Origin of the sequence: Bdellovibrio sp. (genome assembly GCF_047637665.1) — a bacterium.
Classification (GTDB): domain Bacteria; phylum Bdellovibrionota; class Bdellovibrionia; order Bdellovibrionales; family Bdellovibrionaceae; genus Bdellovibrio.
Genome location: NZ_JBLJBT010000026.1, coordinates 71,645 through 88,452 on the forward strand (window position 1 = coordinate 71,645; position 16,808 = coordinate 88,452).

16 protein-coding genes are annotated in these 16,808 nt (G+C 46.5%); 14 read left to right on the forward strand and 2 right to left on the reverse strand.

The genetic code is table 11. From position 1 onward, the window contains the following. Nucleotides 1–91 precede the first annotated feature (91 nt). Genes ACM64D_RS08435 through ACM64D_RS08450 form a run of 4 tightly spaced genes read left to right on the forward strand, consistent with a single transcriptional unit; the run spans nucleotide 92 to nucleotide 4,216 of the window. Nucleotides 92–943, forward strand: a complete 852-nt coding sequence (locus ACM64D_RS08435; protein ID WP_415062760.1) for a Ku protein — start codon at nucleotides 92–94, stop codon at nucleotides 941–943. Next, complete coding sequence (locus tag ACM64D_RS08440; protein WP_415062761.1) at nucleotides 944–1,465, forward strand: DNA polymerase ligase N-terminal domain-containing protein; 522 nt, start codon at nucleotides 944–946, stop codon at nucleotides 1,463–1,465. Beyond that, nucleotides 1,431–3,269 carry a DNA ligase D gene (ligD, locus tag ACM64D_RS08445; RefSeq protein WP_415062762.1) on the forward strand — a complete coding sequence of 613 codons (1,839 nt, stop codon included), beginning with the start codon at nucleotides 1,431–1,433 and terminating at the stop codon, nucleotides 3,267–3,269. Before ACM64D_RS08440 ends, ligD begins: the two co-directional genes overlap by 35 nt. Before the next feature lie 53 nt (nucleotides 3,270–3,322). Next, on the forward strand, nucleotides 3,323–4,216 hold the full coding sequence (locus tag ACM64D_RS08450) for an RsmB/NOP family class I SAM-dependent RNA methyltransferase (RefSeq protein ID WP_415062763.1): 894 nt from the start codon (nucleotides 3,323–3,325) through the stop codon (nucleotides 4,214–4,216). On the opposite strand, the gene ACM64D_RS08455 is transcribed toward ACM64D_RS08450, so the two are convergent. After that, entirely contained in the window at nucleotides 4,213–4,482 is a 270-nt protein-coding gene (locus tag ACM64D_RS08455) for a DNA-dependent DNA polymerase (RefSeq protein ID WP_415062764.1), read from the reverse strand. The two genes, ACM64D_RS08450 and ACM64D_RS08455, sit on opposite strands and share 4 nt — an antisense overlap. An 82-nt stretch (nucleotides 4,483–4,564) precedes the next feature. On the opposite strand from ACM64D_RS08455, the gene ACM64D_RS08460 reads away from it, so the two are divergent. The 10 genes from ACM64D_RS08460 to ACM64D_RS08505 all read left to right on the forward strand — a co-directional run bounded on the left by ACM64D_RS08460 (nucleotide 4,565) and on the right by ACM64D_RS08505 (nucleotide 15,876). Then, a complete protein-coding gene (locus tag ACM64D_RS08460; RefSeq protein ID WP_415062765.1) occupies nucleotides 4,565–5,821 on the forward strand; it encodes a DUF814 domain-containing protein in 1,257 nt (418 codons plus the stop codon). A gap of 456 nt (nucleotides 5,822–6,277) precedes the next feature. Next, nucleotides 6,278–7,219, forward strand: a complete 942-nt coding sequence (locus ACM64D_RS08465; protein ID WP_415062766.1) for an ABC transporter ATP-binding protein — start codon at nucleotides 6,278–6,280, stop codon at nucleotides 7,217–7,219. Beyond that, nucleotides 7,216–7,989 carry an ABC transporter permease gene (locus ACM64D_RS08470; RefSeq protein WP_415062767.1) on the forward strand — a complete coding sequence of 258 codons (774 nt, stop codon included), beginning with the start codon at nucleotides 7,216–7,218 and terminating at the stop codon, nucleotides 7,987–7,989. The genes ACM64D_RS08465 and ACM64D_RS08470 overlap by 4 nt, the downstream gene beginning before the upstream one ends. Before the next feature lie 2 nt (nucleotides 7,990–7,991). Further along, a complete protein-coding gene (locus tag ACM64D_RS08475) occupies nucleotides 7,992–9,530 on the forward strand; it encodes a GldG family protein (protein WP_415062768.1) in 1,539 nt (512 codons plus the stop codon). Then, the gene (locus tag ACM64D_RS08480; protein WP_415062769.1) at nucleotides 9,530–10,507 is read left to right on the forward strand and encodes a DUF4340 domain-containing protein; all 978 of its coding nucleotides are present in this window, start codon (nucleotides 9,530–9,532) and stop codon (nucleotides 10,505–10,507) included. The genes ACM64D_RS08475 and ACM64D_RS08480 overlap by 1 nt, the downstream gene beginning before the upstream one ends. Next, nucleotides 10,507–11,499, forward strand: a complete 993-nt coding sequence (locus ACM64D_RS08485; RefSeq protein WP_415062770.1) for a galactokinase — start codon at nucleotides 10,507–10,509, stop codon at nucleotides 11,497–11,499. The genes ACM64D_RS08480 and ACM64D_RS08485 overlap by 1 nt, the downstream gene beginning before the upstream one ends. Continuing rightward, the gene (locus tag ACM64D_RS08490) at nucleotides 11,445–12,383 is read left to right on the forward strand and encodes a DUF429 domain-containing protein (protein ID WP_415062771.1); all 939 of its coding nucleotides are present in this window, start codon (nucleotides 11,445–11,447) and stop codon (nucleotides 12,381–12,383) included. Before ACM64D_RS08485 ends, ACM64D_RS08490 begins: the two co-directional genes overlap by 55 nt. A 138-nt stretch (nucleotides 12,384–12,521) precedes the next feature. Beyond that, nucleotides 12,522–13,010 carry a DUF3015 family protein gene (locus tag ACM64D_RS08495; RefSeq protein WP_415062772.1) on the forward strand — a complete coding sequence of 163 codons (489 nt, stop codon included), beginning with the start codon at nucleotides 12,522–12,524 and terminating at the stop codon, nucleotides 13,008–13,010. Nucleotides 13,011–13,125: 115 nt separating this feature from the next. Next, complete coding sequence (locus tag ACM64D_RS08500) at nucleotides 13,126–15,027, forward strand: DUF4105 domain-containing protein (RefSeq protein ID WP_415062773.1); 1,902 nt, start codon at nucleotides 13,126–13,128, stop codon at nucleotides 15,025–15,027. Nucleotides 15,028–15,054: 27 nt separating this feature from the next. Further along, nucleotides 15,055–15,876 carry a class I SAM-dependent methyltransferase gene (locus tag ACM64D_RS08505; protein ID WP_415062774.1) on the forward strand — a complete coding sequence of 274 codons (822 nt, stop codon included), beginning with the start codon at nucleotides 15,055–15,057 and terminating at the stop codon, nucleotides 15,874–15,876. On the opposite strand, the gene ACM64D_RS08510 is transcribed toward ACM64D_RS08505, so the two are convergent. Continuing rightward, nucleotides 15,873–16,799 carry a CorA family divalent cation transporter gene (locus ACM64D_RS08510; protein WP_415062775.1) on the reverse strand — a complete coding sequence of 309 codons (927 nt, stop codon included), beginning with the start codon at nucleotides 16,797–16,799 and terminating at the stop codon, nucleotides 15,873–15,875. The two genes, ACM64D_RS08505 and ACM64D_RS08510, sit on opposite strands and share 4 nt — an antisense overlap. Nucleotides 16,800–16,808 lie beyond the last annotated feature (9 nt).

The following is a 16,808-nucleotide window of genomic DNA, read 5'->3' on the forward strand; positions in this document are numbered from 1 at the left end:
GCATGAGGATTCTCTGCGATTTGCCAGAGATCCCGCGTTCGTTTGGTCTTGTCTGCAAACTCTTTTAAACTTGAAAAGAATGGGAGGCTCTATGAGGTCTAATATATGGAAAGGCACGATCAGCTTCGGTCTTCTGAATATTCCCGTGACGTTACAAAGTGCTCAAGAGGATAAGGAGCTGCACTTTTCCCTTTTGGATGAAAAAGATTTGGCGCATATCAAATACCAAAAAATCAACGCCAAGACGGGAAAAGAAGTTCCCTACAAAAGAATTGTGAAAGGTTTTGAGTATAAATCCGGTCAGTTTGTGATTATGAATGATGTCGATTTTGAAAAGGCCAACATCAAAGCCAGCAAAACAATTGATATCGAAGATTTCGTGCTGCTTGAAGAAATCGACACGATGCTATTTGAAAAGCCCTATTATCTGGCTCCGCAAAAAGGGGCTGAAAAGGGTTACTTTCTATTGCGGGAGGCTTTGAAGGACACCCGAAAAGTGGCCGTGGGTAAGATCGTCATCCGGACCAAACAACATTTGGCCATGATCATGCCCCGCGGGGACTATCTGATTCTGGAACTTCTTCGCTTTGCTCATGAGGTGAAAGAAGTGAACGAGGTGGATTACCTTCATGAAGTGAACAAACGCATCACCTTTAATCCGCGTGAGCTTAAGATGGCGGAAGACTTGATTAAGGGAATGACCTCGAAGTGGAAACCCGAAAAATATAAAGACACTTATTACGATGACATCATGAAACGTATCAAAGCCAAAGTAAAACAAGGCAAGGGGCAGTTTGTCGAGGAACCTGAAAAACCTGAAATGGCCGAGGAGTCCTCCAATGTGGTGGACCTTTTGCCACTCTTAAGAAGAAGTTTAGAGTCTCGTCACACGAAGAAGACCTCTGCGGCCCCAAAAAGCTCAACCGGCAGAAGGAGGGCTTAGATGCCTCTTCATGAGTATATTAAGAAACGAGATCTGAAGGTTTCTCCAGAGCCTTTACATAAAAAGAAGTCTAAATCCCCCAAGAAGACCTCGCCGTTGATGTTTGTGGTTCAAGAACATCACGCGTCTCATTTACATTATGACTTTCGTTTGGAGCTAAACGGAGTCCTAAAAAGCTGGGCCATTCCCAAAGGGATTTCCTTGGACCCAAAGGTGAAACGCCTGGCGGTGGAGGTGGAGGATCATCCTTTATCTTACGGCCATTTTGAAGGGGTCATTCCTCAAGGCCAGTATGGGGCCGGCACTGTGCGCATCTGGGATACGGGGACGTGGGAACCTGTGGGGAGTGCACGTCAGGGTTTGAAGAAGGGGCATCTTGAGTTTAAACTTCGCGGAAAAAAGCTTTTTGGTAGTTGGGTGCTGATTAAGACACAACGAGCGGCGGGAAAAAAATCTCAGTGGCTGTTAATCAAAAAGTCCGACGAGTATGCCAGGCCCCACGAAATATCTAAATCCGCCTAAACATTTCAAAAAACCTCCTCGCTTTATCGAGCCCGCTCTGGCGGAACTGGTCAAAGCCCCACCCACGGGTTCAGAGTGGGCTCATGAAGTGAAGTGGGATGGCTATCGCATTCAGGCTCATATCGAAAATAAGAAGATTCGTCTGTTCAGTCGAGGGGGACTGGATTGGTCAGCGAAATTTCCTCTGTTAGTGAAGGAATTGAAGGGCCTTTCTGTGCACAATGCTATTTTGGACGGAGAAGTGGTTTGGTTGGACCACGAAGGGCGTAGTCACTTTCATAAATTACAGGAGGCTTTGCATAAGGGAGAATCGCAACATCTTTATTATTACCTTTTTGATCTTCCGTTCTTGGAGGGAAGGGATCTCCGAGATCAGCCTTTGCAAGAGCGAAAAGAGTGGCTGAAAAAAACTCTGAATTCTCTGCCGAAGGGGAGAGTTCGTTACAGTGATCACATCCGGGGGCAGGGGAAAGCCTTATTCAGATCGGCTTGCGCCTACGGACTGGAGGGGATTGTCTCGAAAGAAATAAACTCCTCCTATCATTCAGGACGAAGTTCTCAATGGTTGAAGTGCAAATGTCATCTGCGCCAAGAATTTGTCATTGGAGGTTATTCGCCAGGGGCTCGAAGTGATTTTGGGGCCTTATTGGTGGGCGTTTATGAGGATGAACAACTTCGTTATGTCGGCAAGGTGGGGACTGGTTACAGTGAGCAGACTCTTAAAGAGTTGCTGGGACAGCTCAAAAGGCGAGAGCGAAGAAGTTCACCTTTTCAATTGAAATCACCTCGCGAAAAGGGGCTTCATTGGGTGAAGCCAGATCTTGTTGCGGAGGTCACTTTCGCAAACTGGACCGCTGATCATCTTTTAAGAATGGCTGTGTTTCACGGCCTTCGTGAAGATAAGTCCTCTCGAGAAGTTCAGCGTGAAGAGCTCGGCTCTCCGCTTTTGAGGATTACCAATCCGACCGATTTAGTTTATGCCCAGGAAGGGCTGACCAAACTTCAGGTCGCGCGCTATTATCAGGACGTGGCGTCTTGGATTTTGCCCCATATTACCAATCGTCCTTTAAGTCTTTTGCGTTGTCCTGAGGGGGCGAAGAAATGTTTTTTTCAGAAGCATCTTTCGGGCAAAGTGCCTGAAGCTGTTTTGCCGATTCGGATTAAAGAAAAAGGAAAAGTTGAGACCTATCTGACCGTCGCTTCGAAAGAGGGGCTGGGGTCTTTGTCGCAGATGAGAGTTCTTGAGTTTCATGCGTGGGGTTCTTGTGCTGACAGTGTCGAGCATCCGGATCAGGTGGTGATGGATTTTGACCCAGGGCCGGGTGTTCCTTGGAAACGAATCATCGAGGCGGCGGAAGAGTTTCGACAAATTTTATCGCATTTGGGATTAAAAAGTTTTGTGAAGCTTTCCGGTGGAAAGGGAGTGCATGTGCACGTGCCGATTGCCCCGGTATACAGTTGGAAGCAGATAAAAAGTTTTGCTCGGACTTTGGCTTACGAAATGAAAAGTCGTCATCCTGAACGTTACACCCTTTCTATGTCCAAAGCCGCACGCGAGGGGAAGATCTTCTTAGACTATTTTCGTAATGAGCGAGGAGCCACGTTCGTAGCGCCCTACTCTTTGCGAGCCCGTGAGCTGAGCAGTGTGGCTCTTCCTTTGTCTTGGCGGGACCTTGGCAAAACCAAACGGGGCGATCAGTACACGGTGGCTAAAACTTATAAACATTTAAAACAGCGCAAGACGGATCCCTGGCGTGATTTTTTTAAAGAAGCTCCAAGGATTTCCATTCTCAGTCCCGCCTAAGTGCGTCGCTCATTCGTCGTGACTCTCGAAGGGGCTCAGTTCAAAATACCCTCATGGAGTTTTCAGCGTCTCACCCCTTTTACACACATTTTGAAAAAATCTATGGGGCTCGGTGGTCCAACCTCTTTGCGGCGTTGATGAAGTCGGAACAGCAGGTGGCTCGCCAGAACAGTTTAAGTCCGATAGGTGATCTTCAAACAAAAAAATGGACCGTATTTCCTCAGAAGGCGGAGTTGCCGGGGTGTTTTTGGATTCCCACAGGAGAAACCTGTCAGCCCGAGCGCAACCCCGACGAGTTGTTGGATGTTTATATTATGGATCCGGCCAGTGTCATGGTGGCCAGAGCCTTGGATGTTCAGGCCGGGGATCGCGTTTTAGATATGTGTGCCGCCCCCGGGGGAAAAAGTTTGGTGATGATCGAAGCACTGAAAGAAGAGGGTGAGATCTTCTGTAATGATTTGTCTCCCGAACGACGAGAAAGACTTAAAAAAGTGATTCAACAGTACGTACCGCGTTCGATTCGAGATCGCGTGTGGGTGACGGGAAAAGACGGCGTGCAATTTGGTTTGAAAGAGCCCGGAAGTTTCGACCGAGTTTTGTTGGATGCCCCTTGTTCGGGTGAACGCCATATTCTTGAGAACAAGGCAGCCCAAGAGGAATGGAGTCCTCGGCGCACCGAACATCTCGCAGCTCGACAGTATTCTCTTTTAAGTGCGGCGCTTTTGGCGGTGCGTTCTGGGGGACGAATTGTTTATTCGACCTGCTCCATCAGCCCTGCAGAAAATGATGAAGTGGTACGCAAGCTTTTAAAAAAGAAGAAGGATGCGGTGAAGCTTTTAGAGGCGCCCTTGGGGGTCGACGGGGAAAGAACGGAATTTGGCGTGGCCTACTTGCCGGATCATTGCGGTTTTGGGCCGTTATACTTTGCCGTGATTGAAAAGTCTTAGTTGTCGTCTTTTTGACGGAACTTGTGGCGGCGGTATTCTTCCAATGTCAAAAAACCGTAGGTTTTCTTGCGATAGATCTCAACGGTTTCGGCTTCGATATCGGAGATCACGTCTTCCATAAAATCGAGAGGGATATTGCCCAGCTTCATCAACTGGAGGGTATAAAGATGGACCACCTTGCGAATAAACTCCGGGGTTTTTTCTCTCATGTTGGAGGTCTCTTGCAGCTGGGACTCGACGATTTTGATTAAAATATCTGTGTTCATACATTTTAACTATCGGAGTTCTGTTTACGAACCTAAGCATCACCCATAGAAATTTGGCCCAAAGGATGACAGAATAGGACCTATGAAAGCCCTGACTCAGCAAGAACTTCAGCATTTTGTTTCCTACTTTGCGCCAGTTTTAGACGGTGCTCAGTTGCAAGAAATTTTGGCCAATGACCGAGGTCTGGCTTTGGGCTTTCAAGGGGAGCGACGCTATTGGGTCCTCCTGGACCTTATTCCGAACACCCCGATGATGTTGCTTTTTGAAGATCAATGCCCCTTCAAGAAGGGGCCCAAGTCCAAACCTTTAAGTCTGTTTTTAAATTCCCACGGAAAGAATTTATATCTGACGGAGCTTAAGGTGTTGGAGGAGTACGGACGTGTCGTGCGGATGGTGCTGAAGAATTCTCAAACCGAGTGTGAGTTAGAAATCCGTCTGATACCCAAGCAGTGTAATGTTCTTGTGAAAGCGCAAGGGAAACAAATTGCATGGGAAAAACCGCTGGAGTTAAGCGCGGCTCCGCCGGTGGAAAATCCTCCGGCACCGCGGACCTTGGAAGAGATTCACGAAGAGTGGTTGGCGGCGCAAAGTTCGTCACAGAAAAGTTCTTTGGATCCGGTGGCACAGTGGGAAAAGCAGAAAGCCAAGGATTTGGAAAAGAAAAGAAGGGCTTTGACTGAGATTCAAAAGCAGATTGAGAGCGACAAGGCCGTGCTATGGGCTGAGGCCGGGCAGTTCTTGAAAGCCCAGGGGCATCTGCAAGTTCCTGAGCACTTGCTGCCTTGTGTGAGTGTCAAAGAGTCATTGAGTTGGAATATTGAGAATTGTTTTGCTAAAGCCAAGCAGCTTCAAGCCAAAAAAGAGGGCGCGCGAGAACGCTTGGCGGAACTTCTCAAGGAGATCGAAAAACTTGAGAAGAGCCGCTATTCTGAGAAGCAAAGTAAGCCTGCTTTGGTTGATTTGATGAGTAAGGCGGAGGCGCGTGGTCGGAAATTGCATTTAGATTCGGGGGCCTTGGTCTATTGTGGGAGATCCGCCGCTGATAATCTGGCTCTTTTAAGGCAAGCCAAAGCTTGGGATTATTGGTTGCATCTGCGCGACTATCCTGGGGCTCATGCCATTATTCACCGTCAGCGCGATCAACTGATTTCCAATGAAGAGATTCAAGAGGTCGCAGCCTGGGTGGCCAAAGAGTCCTTGTCCTCGAAATCTTTGATGGTCGGCCAAAAAGTGGCGGTGGTGATTGTGGAGTGTCGGTTTGTTCGTCCCATCAAAGGGGATAAGCTGGGTCGCGTCACATATCATTCGGAAAAGAGTTTGAGTTTTACCTTGCGTTAGCGGCCACCAAAAACCGCCTCATCCATGAAAAAGCACCCAGGTTTTAAGCCTGACTTTGCCCACAAGCCAAAACTTATCGAAAATGAAGTCTTAAGCCCTTATGGATCATTTTGAGATGAATTCTTTTTAGCCGCAGGAAGTGATAAGCAAAAGCAGAATCAAAACCAGCAGCTTTAGAAATTTCTTAAACTGACGATAAGTACCACACGGTTGTGTAGTTCCAATCATAAGAATCTCCTTTCTGTTGAAAAGGGGATTCTCATCCATAAGAAAGCGGCTTTTGATGGCCGCTTTCTTTTTTTGCACAAATCATCCGTCATTCTTCAGTTCTTTGAGATTTCCCCATGCGAAGGGGAATCCGAAGCCCGTCCTCTTCAATTCAGCGTCATAGAATTTAGCCTTGACTGGAATGGGTGCGAGTCTAAAATTTTGTGATCAACTGAGAGGAGATTCACCATGATTCAAGTCAGAGATCTCACCAAAGACTATGGTTCCAGACGTGCCATTAACAAACTTAATTTCTCTATTTCAAAAGGGGATGTGGTGGGTTTTCTCGGTCCCAATGGAGCGGGGAAATCCACGACCATGAAAATCATCACGGGCTTCATGGCCCCCAGTCAGGGCTCGGCCTCTGTGGCCGGATTTGATGTTTTCGAAAGCCCTCTTGAGGTCAAAAAGCGTATTGGTTACCTACCTGAAACGCCGCCGGTGTACGGTGACATGTACGTGCGTGATTATTTGCGCTATGTCGCTGCTTTGAAGCAAGTCCCTAAAGACAAGATCGAAAAATCAGTCGACATGGCCATTGAAAAAACCAATTTGGGAGAAGTACAAAAACGTTTGATTCAGCATCTCTCGAAGGGCTTTAAGCAGCGCGTGGGGATTGCTCAGGCGATTGTTTCAGATCCCGAGGTTTTAATTTTGGATGAACCGACCGTGGGACTGGATCCTAAACAGGTCGCGGAGATTCGTGATTTGATCAAGTCCCTGAAGGGACAGCACACGATCATTCTTTCAACTCATATCTTGCCCGAGGTGGAAGCGACTTGCGAAAAAGTCATCATCATCAATAAAGGCGAGATCGTGGCTGAAGACAGCATTCATAATCTAGCCACGATGGAAAAAGGGCAAAGCCGTTTGCACATCCGAGTTCGTAAAGAGGTGGAGGATATGAAGTCACTCTTGGGCGATATACAGCAGGTGTTGTCGGTGCATTTGGGAACTTCCCATAAAGAATGGAACGTGGATGTGCAGGGAGGCGACGAGGTGGTGGATGCCATTTCATCTCGCCTGGTCACCAAGGGATATGGTTTGCTGGAGCTCAGCCCTTCCAAAGTAGATTTGGAAGATGTCTTCTTGAAGCTCACCTATGGAAAACAGCAGGGAGGTGGACTATGAGTGGAACTTTGACGATTTTCAAAAAAGAACTGAAAGGTTTTTATCTGAATCCGACCTTTTGGGTGATTTGCTTTTTAATCAGCGTGATCTTTAGTTGGGTGTATCCGATTCAGTTGAATTTGTTTTCTCAACTTTTGATGAACTACGTGATGCAACAAGGGGTTCCTCAAAATCAATTGAATATTCACTATGGCGTGTTTCTAAGACAGCTTTCCTATCTGAATCTTCTTTTGATCTTTGTGGTACCGGCTTTGACCATGAAACTTTTTGCGGAAGAAAAGAAGCTTCGCACTTTTGATCTTCTTCTGACCTCTCCGGTGACTTCTTTGCAGATTGTCTTAGGGAAGTACTTTGCGGCTTTGGGCGCCGTTGCGGGGATTGTATTTCTTGCTCTTCTTTATCCTTTGGCGACAGCGACAATGGCCACTATCAACTGGGCTCCGTTGTTGATCGCGTTTTTTGGGATCTTTTTAGTCGGAGCGGTTTATGCGGCCATGGATCTTTTTTCGTCGTCGTTGACCGAAAATAGTATTGCCGCCTATGTCACCTCGGTGATGTTCAATGTTTCGATTTGGTTTATCGGCATCGGAGCTGAGGTCGTGGACAGTGAGCGAGGTCGTAAGATTTTTGAGCATGTCTCTTTGAACAGTCATCTTTCGGGTCTTGTTGAAGGGGCGGTTCGGTCGAACGGATTGATCTTTTTCTTCAGCATCATTGTTTTATTCTGTTTCTTGGCGGAGCGTGTGGTTGAATCCTCACGTTGGAGATAAGTATGAGTAAATTAGGTAAAATTTCATTTCTATTTGCCGGTGTTTCCCTCGTGTCTATGTCCATCACCCGTTACCTTTTAGGGGCTTGGGTGCCTTTTTGTTGGTTGGCTTTGGGGCTGGCCGTTCTGTTTTTGACCGTCGGTTTGGTGAAGGATCGGGCTTTCTTTAAAGAATTTTTCACCATGAAAACAACTAAAGAAGGCATGAGCATGGGGGTTTTGATTGTCCTTATGCTTGCGGTCTTGATCATCGTGAACTACCTGGGTGTGAAACACTATAAGACCTGGGATTTTTCAAGTGGTCGCACGAACACGTTGTCAGAACAGTCTGTCAAGTTGGTCAAGAATCTCGATTCGGATTTGAAGGTTCTTTTCTTTTACAAAAAAGGTGTCGAGGGCAACGAGGAAAATCGTCGTATGTTCCGCGAACTGATTAAAAAGTATCAAGATGAGAGCGCAAAGATTCAACTTAACTTTGTCGAGGTGAACGAACGCCCGGATTTAGCCAAAGACTATGGCGTGGATAAAGGCAGTGGCGTGGTGTTCTTAGATTATAAGGGACGCCGCAATCGTATTGAAAAAATCGATGAGCAGGAATTCACCAGTGCGTTGGTGAAGGTGACTCGTGAAAAGAATAAGACCATCTATTTCACGGTGGGGCACGGTGAAAAAGACCTGAATGACAAGAAAGAAGGTCTGGGACTGGGCTCTTTGAAAGTGATGCTTGAAAATAATCGCTACACTGTTCGTGAGTTGCCTTTGATTCAAAATCCAAAGATTCCCGCAGACGCAGATGTCATTGTGATCGCCGGACCTATTCATGGGTTTCAAGATTTTGAAATTACCGCTCTTGAGAATTTTCTTAAAGAAGGCGGAAGTCTTTTCTTGGCGGTGGAATCTCAAAACACTGCCGGACTTGAGAAGTTGGTTGGAAAGTTGGGAGTTCAGTTTGCAAATAACTACATCCTAAATATCGTGGACACGGTGATGGGTAGAGGAGTGAATCAGGGGCCGACAGTCGGGCCGGTGTTCTCTGAATCCAACAAGATCACCAAAAGCTTTGGACGCAGCGAGGTCACATTGTTTCGCTTCCCTCAGGCGCTGAAAAAAGTGTCGGTGCCTGCGGGTATTGTGGTGGATGAGATTGTTAAGACGACTCCGGATGCTATGGCGTTTGACAGTCTGCAAATTCGCGGAGAAGGTCCTGAGGGCTCCTATGCCTTGGTGGACGAGGTGACGGGACGCTGGCCAGGAAGTGATGAGAAGGCCAAAGAGTTTTCCCTTATTGTCGCGGGGGATGTTGATTTTTTAACGAACCAGATGCTTTACCAAAATCTGAATCGTGACTTGGTGTTAAACTCAGTAGCGGCCTTGGCCAAGGAAGAAAGTTTGATCAGCATTACGCCGAAAGAGGCTCAGGCGACTCAGATGTTAATGACAGAAACCAAGTTTGGCGTTTTCTTGTTTGCTTTCATCATTCCTCTTCCTATCCTGCTGTTGGGAACGAGCATTGGTCTGTGGTTAAGAAGGAGAAATGCCTAATGAAAATAAAGGGTCGTGGCATACTTGTTTTATGTCTTCTTCTTTTTGGCGGTTACGCTATTTATGACTATTTTCAGGATCAGAAGAAAGAAGAAAAGAATATGGAGCAGGCTCGCCTGCTGACCGTGAATTTTGAACAGGTCGATAGCTTTGAGATTCAAAAGGGGAATCAAAAGACGCGACTTAAAAGAACCGTTGACGGTTGGGAATTGGTTGAACCCCTTCAGGATCTGGCCGACAACTCAGTGGCCGAAGACTTTGTCAAAAATGTGGTCCCGGAGCGTGTGATTGAGGTGGCGAAAGAAGGGGAAGGCATAGACTGGGCTGTTTATGGACTTGATAAACCCCTTGGGACGATCACCTTTAAGACCACAGCGGGCGCGCAAAATGTTTTTGAGATTTCTGAGAAGAAGAACTTTGAAGACAATGTTTTTGCCAGAAGAGATCAAGAGGCGAAGGTGCTGGTATTAAACTCTGTTTGGCAAAATCGCGTGAACAAGACAGCGTTGGATTTTCGAGATCGTCGTTTTTTACGCCATAAAATTGCCAGCGTTGACGAATTAAAGCTCAAGAACGCCAAAGGTGCGTGGGACCTGAAGCGGATCGATGGTCAGTGGACGGTGGTTGGGAAAAAAGAATTTAAATTAGATCAGAATAAAGTCCGGGAGATTCTGACAGCTATTTCCGATGCGAAAGCGGCTGAGATTTTTGATAGCAAAGCCAAACTTCCTAACTTGAAGAATCTTTTCACTTTGGAACTTATGATCTCAGACAAAAAGTGGACGGCAGAAGTGGGGCAAGCTTCAGATCTTTTGATTTATGCAAAAGTGTCAGAACCTGCCTTCCAACTTAAGATGGAAGCCGGCGCTTTGGATAAGTTTATAAAAATGACGTTGGAGGACCTAAAAGAGCAGCCTCCCAAGATGAAAGAAGAAGAAACGCAAGCCATGACGGCAGAGAAGAAAGATCAGAAATAATGCAAAAGATCGTAGTTAAATCTCCCACACGTGTGGACTTGGCCGGGGGCACATTGGATTTGTGGCCCCTTTATTTGTTTATTCATGGAGCCTCGACAGTCAATGTGGCGATTGATATTTACACAACCGCCGAGATCACTCCACACGCAGATTCCACCATTGTGTTGGAATCGACGGATTTAAAAATAAAGAAGACCTACGGAAACCTGATCGAAGCACTTTCCGATACCGATCCCAAAATGATTTTATTGCAAACTCAGCTTCGGTATTGGAGACCACAAAAAGGATTTACTCTGAGCACCTCTTCAGACAGTCCGGTGGGGGGGGGCCTTGGTGGAAGTTCCAGTCTGACGATCAGTTTAATGAAGGCATTTTCTCAGTTTTGCGGACGCCCCTTTTCTGATGTTCATAAGATGGTCCATGTGGCGCATAATATTGAGGCTGAGATTTTAAACACACCGACGGGAACGCAGGATTATTATCCGGCGGCCTCGGGAGGCATGAATATTCTTCGTTACGGTTATGATGGGATTGAGCAGGACGTGCTTCCCGTGAGTCAAACGCCTTTGGCGGAAAAGTTTATGCTGGTTTATACGGGAAAAGCTCATCATTCGGGTTTGAATAACTTCGAAGTGATGAAGGACTCTGTAACCAAAGATCCGACCACATTGCAAGCACTGCGGGATTTGAAAGTGATCGCCATTGAAACGGAGCACGCCATTCGCTCTGGAAACTGGAATGAGCTGGGCCCACTTTTTAAAAGAGAATTTGAGGCTCGTGTACGTTTGGCGCCTGAGTTTTCCAGTCCTGAGATTGCCAAGCTTGCGGAAGTCTCTTTGCAGAATGGCGCAGAGGCTGTTAAGATTTGTGGAGCTGGAGGCGGTGGGTGTGTCTTGGTCTGGTGTCCTCCTAGTAAACGTGAGGGAGTGGCCAACGCATGCCAAAAAGCCGGCTTTCAGGTGATGGACGCAAAACCCGTCGATCCACTGTAAAGAAGAAAACGAAAAAGGTCGCAGCAACAAAAAAAGCTGAGGCCTCGACGTCTCATGCTGGGGACGTGCATCGTTTTTTGGGCATCTCTTTGGGGGGCGGGAAGTCCGATAAAGCCTGCGTGGCGGTTCTGGAATACTACCCCAAACATAAAAAAGTTTTTCTTTCTCGTCTTGTTGAAAAAATCAAAAGTGATGAGGTTCATTCGGCGGATTTTAAAATTCACGAAATTATTGAACAGTATCATCATGATATTGAAGCCATCGCTTTTGATGTGCCTTTGAATGTTCCTAACTGCCTGAACTGTAAAAAAGGTTGCCCGGGTATTGAGTCCTGTAAAGAGCCCCATGTCCAGTGGATGTGGGACTATACACGAAAGCTTCATAAAAAGAAGAAGCCTCGCAAGTTATTCACTCCCTACACTCAGCGGTGCGTGGAGATGTACCTTTCCTCTGAACTCGAAGAGCCTTTTATTTTACAGCACGCCATGGGGGCCAATACAGCTCCTCTTTTGGCCCGCGCGATGTTTATAAAAAGACGTCTGGACATTCCTTGTCTAGAGATCTTTCCTAAACTTTCTGTCTGGCGGGTCGGTCGCTCATTGAATGTGATGAAAAGCCATTTGCGCCTTCATAAACATTCCATTGGAGGAGACGAAAGTCGGCGAGAAGTGTTGCAGGCGTTAAGCACTCACAATGTGGCCTTCGTGTATGATCAAGATGTTAAATTGATGATTGAAAACAATCATGCCTTTGAGGCCTTTATCTGCGCATTGACCGCGTTCTTAAAATTTAAAGGCCAGACCGAAAGCCGTCCTGAAGGGTTTCCGGCGAATGAAGATTGGATTGAGTTCCCTAAGACTTCGATCAAGTGGGATGGATTCTAGAGTAAATATTCACCAGCAAAAGCCCGACTAAGGGCGGGCTCGACTGGCCGGGCTCAGCAATAGATTTTTGTTTGCCTACGATGGGAAGACAATTCACAATTTTCCATGGTTAACCAAAACTCACACACGGAGGTTTATGTGAAATTGGCGAAAATCGTAGTAGTAGCTTTGTTGGTATCTGGTGTAGCTCATGCTCAAAAGAAAGGTCTTTTGGCTCAAGCTTCAGGACAAGGTTACGGATCTGCTGGTTGCGGATTGGGTTCTATCGTAATGGGTTCTGATGGCAACCAAGTTCTTGCTGCAACTACCAACGGCACTTCTGGAAACCAAACTTTCGGTATCTCAACGGGTACTTTGAACTGCCAACAAGATGGCATCTTCAAATCTGGTAAAGAAGTTCCTGCATTCATCGAAGTGAACAAAGTGGCTTTGGCTAACGACGCGGCTCGTGGACAAGGTGAAACTTTGGCGGGTCTTGCGAACTTGATGGGTTGTAACTCACAAGTTATGGGTGCAACTTTGAAAAAGAACTACAACAAAATCTTTGTTGAAACAAATATGCAACCTGCAGCTATCGAAGCAAACATCAACCAAGTTGTTTCTCAAAACAACGTTTGTGGTGCTTAGTAGCTAGATCTTCCCTGTGAAGACCTAAAACGCAGTGGCGAAACCACTGCGTTTTTTATTTTTAAATCGAAGAGAATTCCTTGCCAAATTGCACCTGACTCACAAAGATCTATTTATGCGTTGGATTCTGTTCGTTTCATTATTAGCTGTGACGTCCCTTTCTCATGGGAAGTCTTCCCAAGAAACTCTGGATGAAGTTCTTAAATACGCTCAAGAGCAGAAGTTGGATCAGAACCGCCAGTGGCTCAAACTGTTGCATTATGAAAAAGACTTTTTCCAAGTTCGCGAAAGTCAGATCGACAGTCCTACTTTTTTTTTCTCTGCACAAGGTAAAAAGAATCCTCAAGCTGAGCTTCAGGCGACGATCACGGCTTTTTTTCAAGAAGTCGGGGAGGATACCTTCACCCATGCGCAATGCCGTTTTCCCGCGCGCTATAAGTGGCTTAAGGCCCAGCTTCACAATGTGAAAGTGAACTGGCCCGATATTCGCTGTGAAAGATTTGAAGCTTTTGCCCAGGCCATGAAGGGAGAGTCTGTCTCTTTGGTATTTTCAAGTTACTACTTGAACAACCCGTCCTCCGCCTTTGGGCACACCTTTCTGAGAATCAACAAAGCTCCATCGGTAAAAGACGGACAACGCCACGAGCTTTTAGACTACGGTTTGAACTACGCCGCGGAAGCCAATACGAACAACGCTTTTTTGTATGGCTTTAAAGGTCTCTTTGGAATGTTTCCCGGTCAGTTCCGTTCTATTCCCTATTATTATAAGGTTCGAGAGTATAACAACGCCGAATCTCGAGATTTATGGGAGTACGAATTGCGTTTGGGGCCTTCGGCCGTTGAGATGTTGATTGCCCATGTTTGGGAATTGGGACCGTCGCAGATTGATTATTGGTATCTGACGGAAAATTGCTCTTACCATATGCTGTCCATTTTGGAAGCGGCGGATTCTTCTGTCGATATTCTTTCTAAGTTAGATCAGTATGTGATTCCCGCAGACACCGTGCGGGTCTTGTGGACGAAGACGGATCTGATAAAAGATTATAAGTATCGACCTTCCGTGCGTCAGGTTTTCTTTGCAAGAAGTAAGTCCCTGACTGAAGCAGAACAAAACGAGCTTCACACCTTGGTTCATCAGATTCAAACTCAGGATGAAATTTCTGGACAGTCGCAAGCCAAGGTGTTGGATGTCTTTATTGACTACATTGACTTCCGTTACTCCAAGGAAGTTCAAGAGGCGGGACGTGAATTTCAACTCAAGATGCAAGTTCTGGGAAAACGCAGTGAGATGCCAGAGGGGCCGATGATTGTGTCCATTGATCCACGGCCTGAAGAGCGTCCTCATCTGGCGCATCCCTCGGGGCGTTGGGGCGTGGGCTATTTGCACGACTCGATGGCGGGGGATCTGGCAACGCTCACACATCGTTTTGCTTTGCATGACCGCTTGGATCCTGCATGGGGTTATCCGTCTTATTCGCAGATTACTTTTTTTGATCTGGGATTTTCCTATGGTTCCTCCTATGCGGACTTAGAAACCAAAAAACTTGAGTTGGAAAACTTTGCCGCTTTTGAATTGATTTCAGCCAGTCCTTGGAGTTCCCTGTTTCCCGAAAAATCATGGAGCTTTAAACTTGGTGTCGAACGCACTCGCAATGAAAACTTCCTGCCGACTCATGAGGGAGTGGTGCGCTTGGGGTACGGTTGGACATGGGGGCAAGGAGTTTGGGATCTGAGCGCGCAACTGCAAGGGGAGGCTCACTATGGTCCCACGTTGTCTGAAAACAAATTATGGGCGGGGGCAGGACCACTGCTTGAGCTTCATTACTCGGTGAGTTCTTGGTGGCAGTGGCAAGCCAGTGCGCATTATCGCCGTGATTCTACTTGGGATCGGCAAGACTACGTGCGCACTCAAGTGGAAACTCAATGGAGTTTTTCAAAAACCTGGGGGCTTCGGGCCTTGTATCGTAATCAGAGATTTCTTGAGGAAGCCGGACTGCAGTTGTTTAATTACTACTGATAAAAACTCAGAGGCAAGGGGCCTTTTATGCCTGAAACGACGGACTTCCCATACCTGCATGGTTTTTCTAAAGACGAACAAGAGCGTTTGCGTAAGCAGGCGCGTTTTGGCGAATACACGGTTTATCAGAATATCAACTTCTCCGGTGTCAAAGATTTGCTGGAAGTGGGTTGTGGGGTTGGGGCCCAAAGTGAAATTCTTCTGCGGCGTTTTCCAGATATTCAATTGACCGGTATTGATCGCAGTCCCAAACAACTGGGGGCGGCTCGGCAACATCTAAGTCAAGTGTCTTATGCTCAAGAGCGCTTTGAGTTGAAAGAGATGGACGCGAAGGCCATGAGTTTTTCCGCGAACTCTTTTGATGGCGCGTTTTTATGTTGGATTTTAGAACATGTTCCTGATCCCATTCGCGTGCTCTCGGAGGTGCGTCGGGTGCTGCGCTCCGGTTCGATAGTTTATATCACCGAAGTGATGAACGCCTCGTTCTTCTTGGATCCTTATTCCCCCAATGTATGGAAGTATTGGATGGCCTTTAATGAGTATCAACTGGAGCAAAAGGGCGATCCTTTTGTCGGGGCCAAGCTTGGAAATTTCCTTATGCAGCTTGGATACCGAGACATTCAAACTGAAATCAAAACATGGTTCTTAGACAACCGCTATCCTCAGGCACGTAAAGACTGTATCGAGTATTGGACGGAGCTTTTGCTAAGCGCCAGCGAGCAACTTGTGGCCGCCCAGTACGTTTCTGAAGACATCGTGCAAGGAATGAAAGAAGAAATGGCCAAGGTCGCCAATGATCCCAACGCGGTCTTCTTTTATTCTTTCGTGCAGGCGCGGGCGCGCACCTAAATTTCGTCTTTCTTAAGCCAGCCCTTGCGATAAATCCACACGGTGATTCCCGTCACCACCAGAGCCATCAAGCCCAAGGTGAAAAAATAGCCATAGGGTGATTTCAATTCGGGCATATTCTCAAAATTCATTCCATAAACCCCAGCAATAAAATTGAGGGGTAAAAAGAAGATTGAAAACACAGTCAGAACTCGCATGACTTCGTTAGTGCGATAGGAAGCTTCGTTGGTTTTTTGTGACATCAAAGACAGATGCAGACTTAAAAGTCCCGATATTTCTTCATGGATGTCATCGGCATAAAAAGTGTGTTTTTCTAAGGGCTCGCGGATATGCGCAAGATCGCGCAAAGACAGCTCCACTTCTGTCGGGATCTTGTTAAAGATGTCCGTCGTGAATTTAAATATTTTACGATAAGAAGAAACTTTTCTTTTTATCATATAACCTTCGCGTAAAATATTTCGACGTTTTAGCGAGAACACACGCTCTTCAATGGTGTCTGTTTTTGAATCCAATTCGTCCAAGGGAGCATCGAAACTTTTGATCGTCTGCAGACAAAGAAACTTCACGAGGGACACCAGACTGATTTGCTCAAATGGGACTTTGTCTTTTTTCTCCGAAATGCAGGGGATGGGCGAACGGTGAATTGTCAGGACAAAATCTTTACCAATAAAAAACACCAGTTTGGTTGTCAGCTCTTGCATGGTCGCGGCTTTGGGTTTGGCCTGAACATCGTGATGGCGCAGGATGAAGAATAAGGACTTTTCAAAGAATTCACATTTTGGAAGATGTTCGGGATCAAGGCAGGTGGTGAGGGCTTGCAACGGGATCGGGAATTCTTCAGCAAGTTGCATGAGGTCTTCCTGGGAAGGGGCCTCGCAGTCAATCCATCTATAATCTTTCCAGTGGTGTTCAAAGCGCTTCATAAATTGAGT

What these genes read in the sequence shown, in the direction of transcription:
- ACM64D_RS08465 (WP_415062766.1), top strand. Translation starts at nt 6,278, where the DNA reads ATGATTCAAGTCAGAGATCTCACCAAAGACTATGGTTCCAGACGTGCC.
- ACM64D_RS08510 (WP_415062775.1), bottom strand. Translation starts at nt 16,799, where the DNA reads ATGAAGCGCTTTGAACACCACTGGAAAGATTATAGATGGATTGACTGC.
- ACM64D_RS08485 (WP_415062770.1), top strand. Translation starts at nt 10,507, where the DNA reads ATGCAAAAGATCGTAGTTAAATCTCCCACACGTGTGGACTTGGCCGGG.
- ACM64D_RS08490 (WP_415062771.1), top strand. Translation starts at nt 11,445, where the DNA reads ATGCCAAAAAGCCGGCTTTCAGGTGATGGACGCAAAACCCGTCGATCC.
- ACM64D_RS08435 (WP_415062760.1), top strand. Translation starts at nt 92, where the DNA reads ATGAGGTCTAATATATGGAAAGGCACGATCAGCTTCGGTCTTCTGAAT.
- ACM64D_RS08480 (WP_415062769.1), top strand. Translation starts at nt 9,530, where the DNA reads ATGAAAATAAAGGGTCGTGGCATACTTGTTTTATGTCTTCTTCTTTTT.
- ACM64D_RS08460 (WP_415062765.1), top strand. Translation starts at nt 4,565, where the DNA reads ATGAAAGCCCTGACTCAGCAAGAACTTCAGCATTTTGTTTCCTACTTT.
- ACM64D_RS08470 (WP_415062767.1), top strand. Translation starts at nt 7,216, where the DNA reads ATGAGTGGAACTTTGACGATTTTCAAAAAAGAACTGAAAGGTTTTTAT.
- ACM64D_RS08500 (WP_415062773.1), top strand. Translation starts at nt 13,126, where the DNA reads ATGCGTTGGATTCTGTTCGTTTCATTATTAGCTGTGACGTCCCTTTCT.
- ACM64D_RS08505 (WP_415062774.1), top strand. Translation starts at nt 15,055, where the DNA reads ATGCCTGAAACGACGGACTTCCCATACCTGCATGGTTTTTCTAAAGAC.
- ligD (WP_415062762.1), top strand. Translation starts at nt 1,431, where the DNA reads ATGCCAGGCCCCACGAAATATCTAAATCCGCCTAAACATTTCAAAAAA.
- ACM64D_RS08475 (WP_415062768.1), top strand. Translation starts at nt 7,992, where the DNA reads ATGAGTAAATTAGGTAAAATTTCATTTCTATTTGCCGGTGTTTCCCTC.
- ACM64D_RS08440 (WP_415062761.1), top strand. Translation starts at nt 944, where the DNA reads ATGCCTCTTCATGAGTATATTAAGAAACGAGATCTGAAGGTTTCTCCA.
- ACM64D_RS08450 (WP_415062763.1), top strand. Translation starts at nt 3,323, where the DNA reads ATGGAGTTTTCAGCGTCTCACCCCTTTTACACACATTTTGAAAAAATC.
- ACM64D_RS08455 (WP_415062764.1), bottom strand. Translation starts at nt 4,482, where the DNA reads ATGAACACAGATATTTTAATCAAAATCGTCGAGTCCCAGCTGCAAGAG.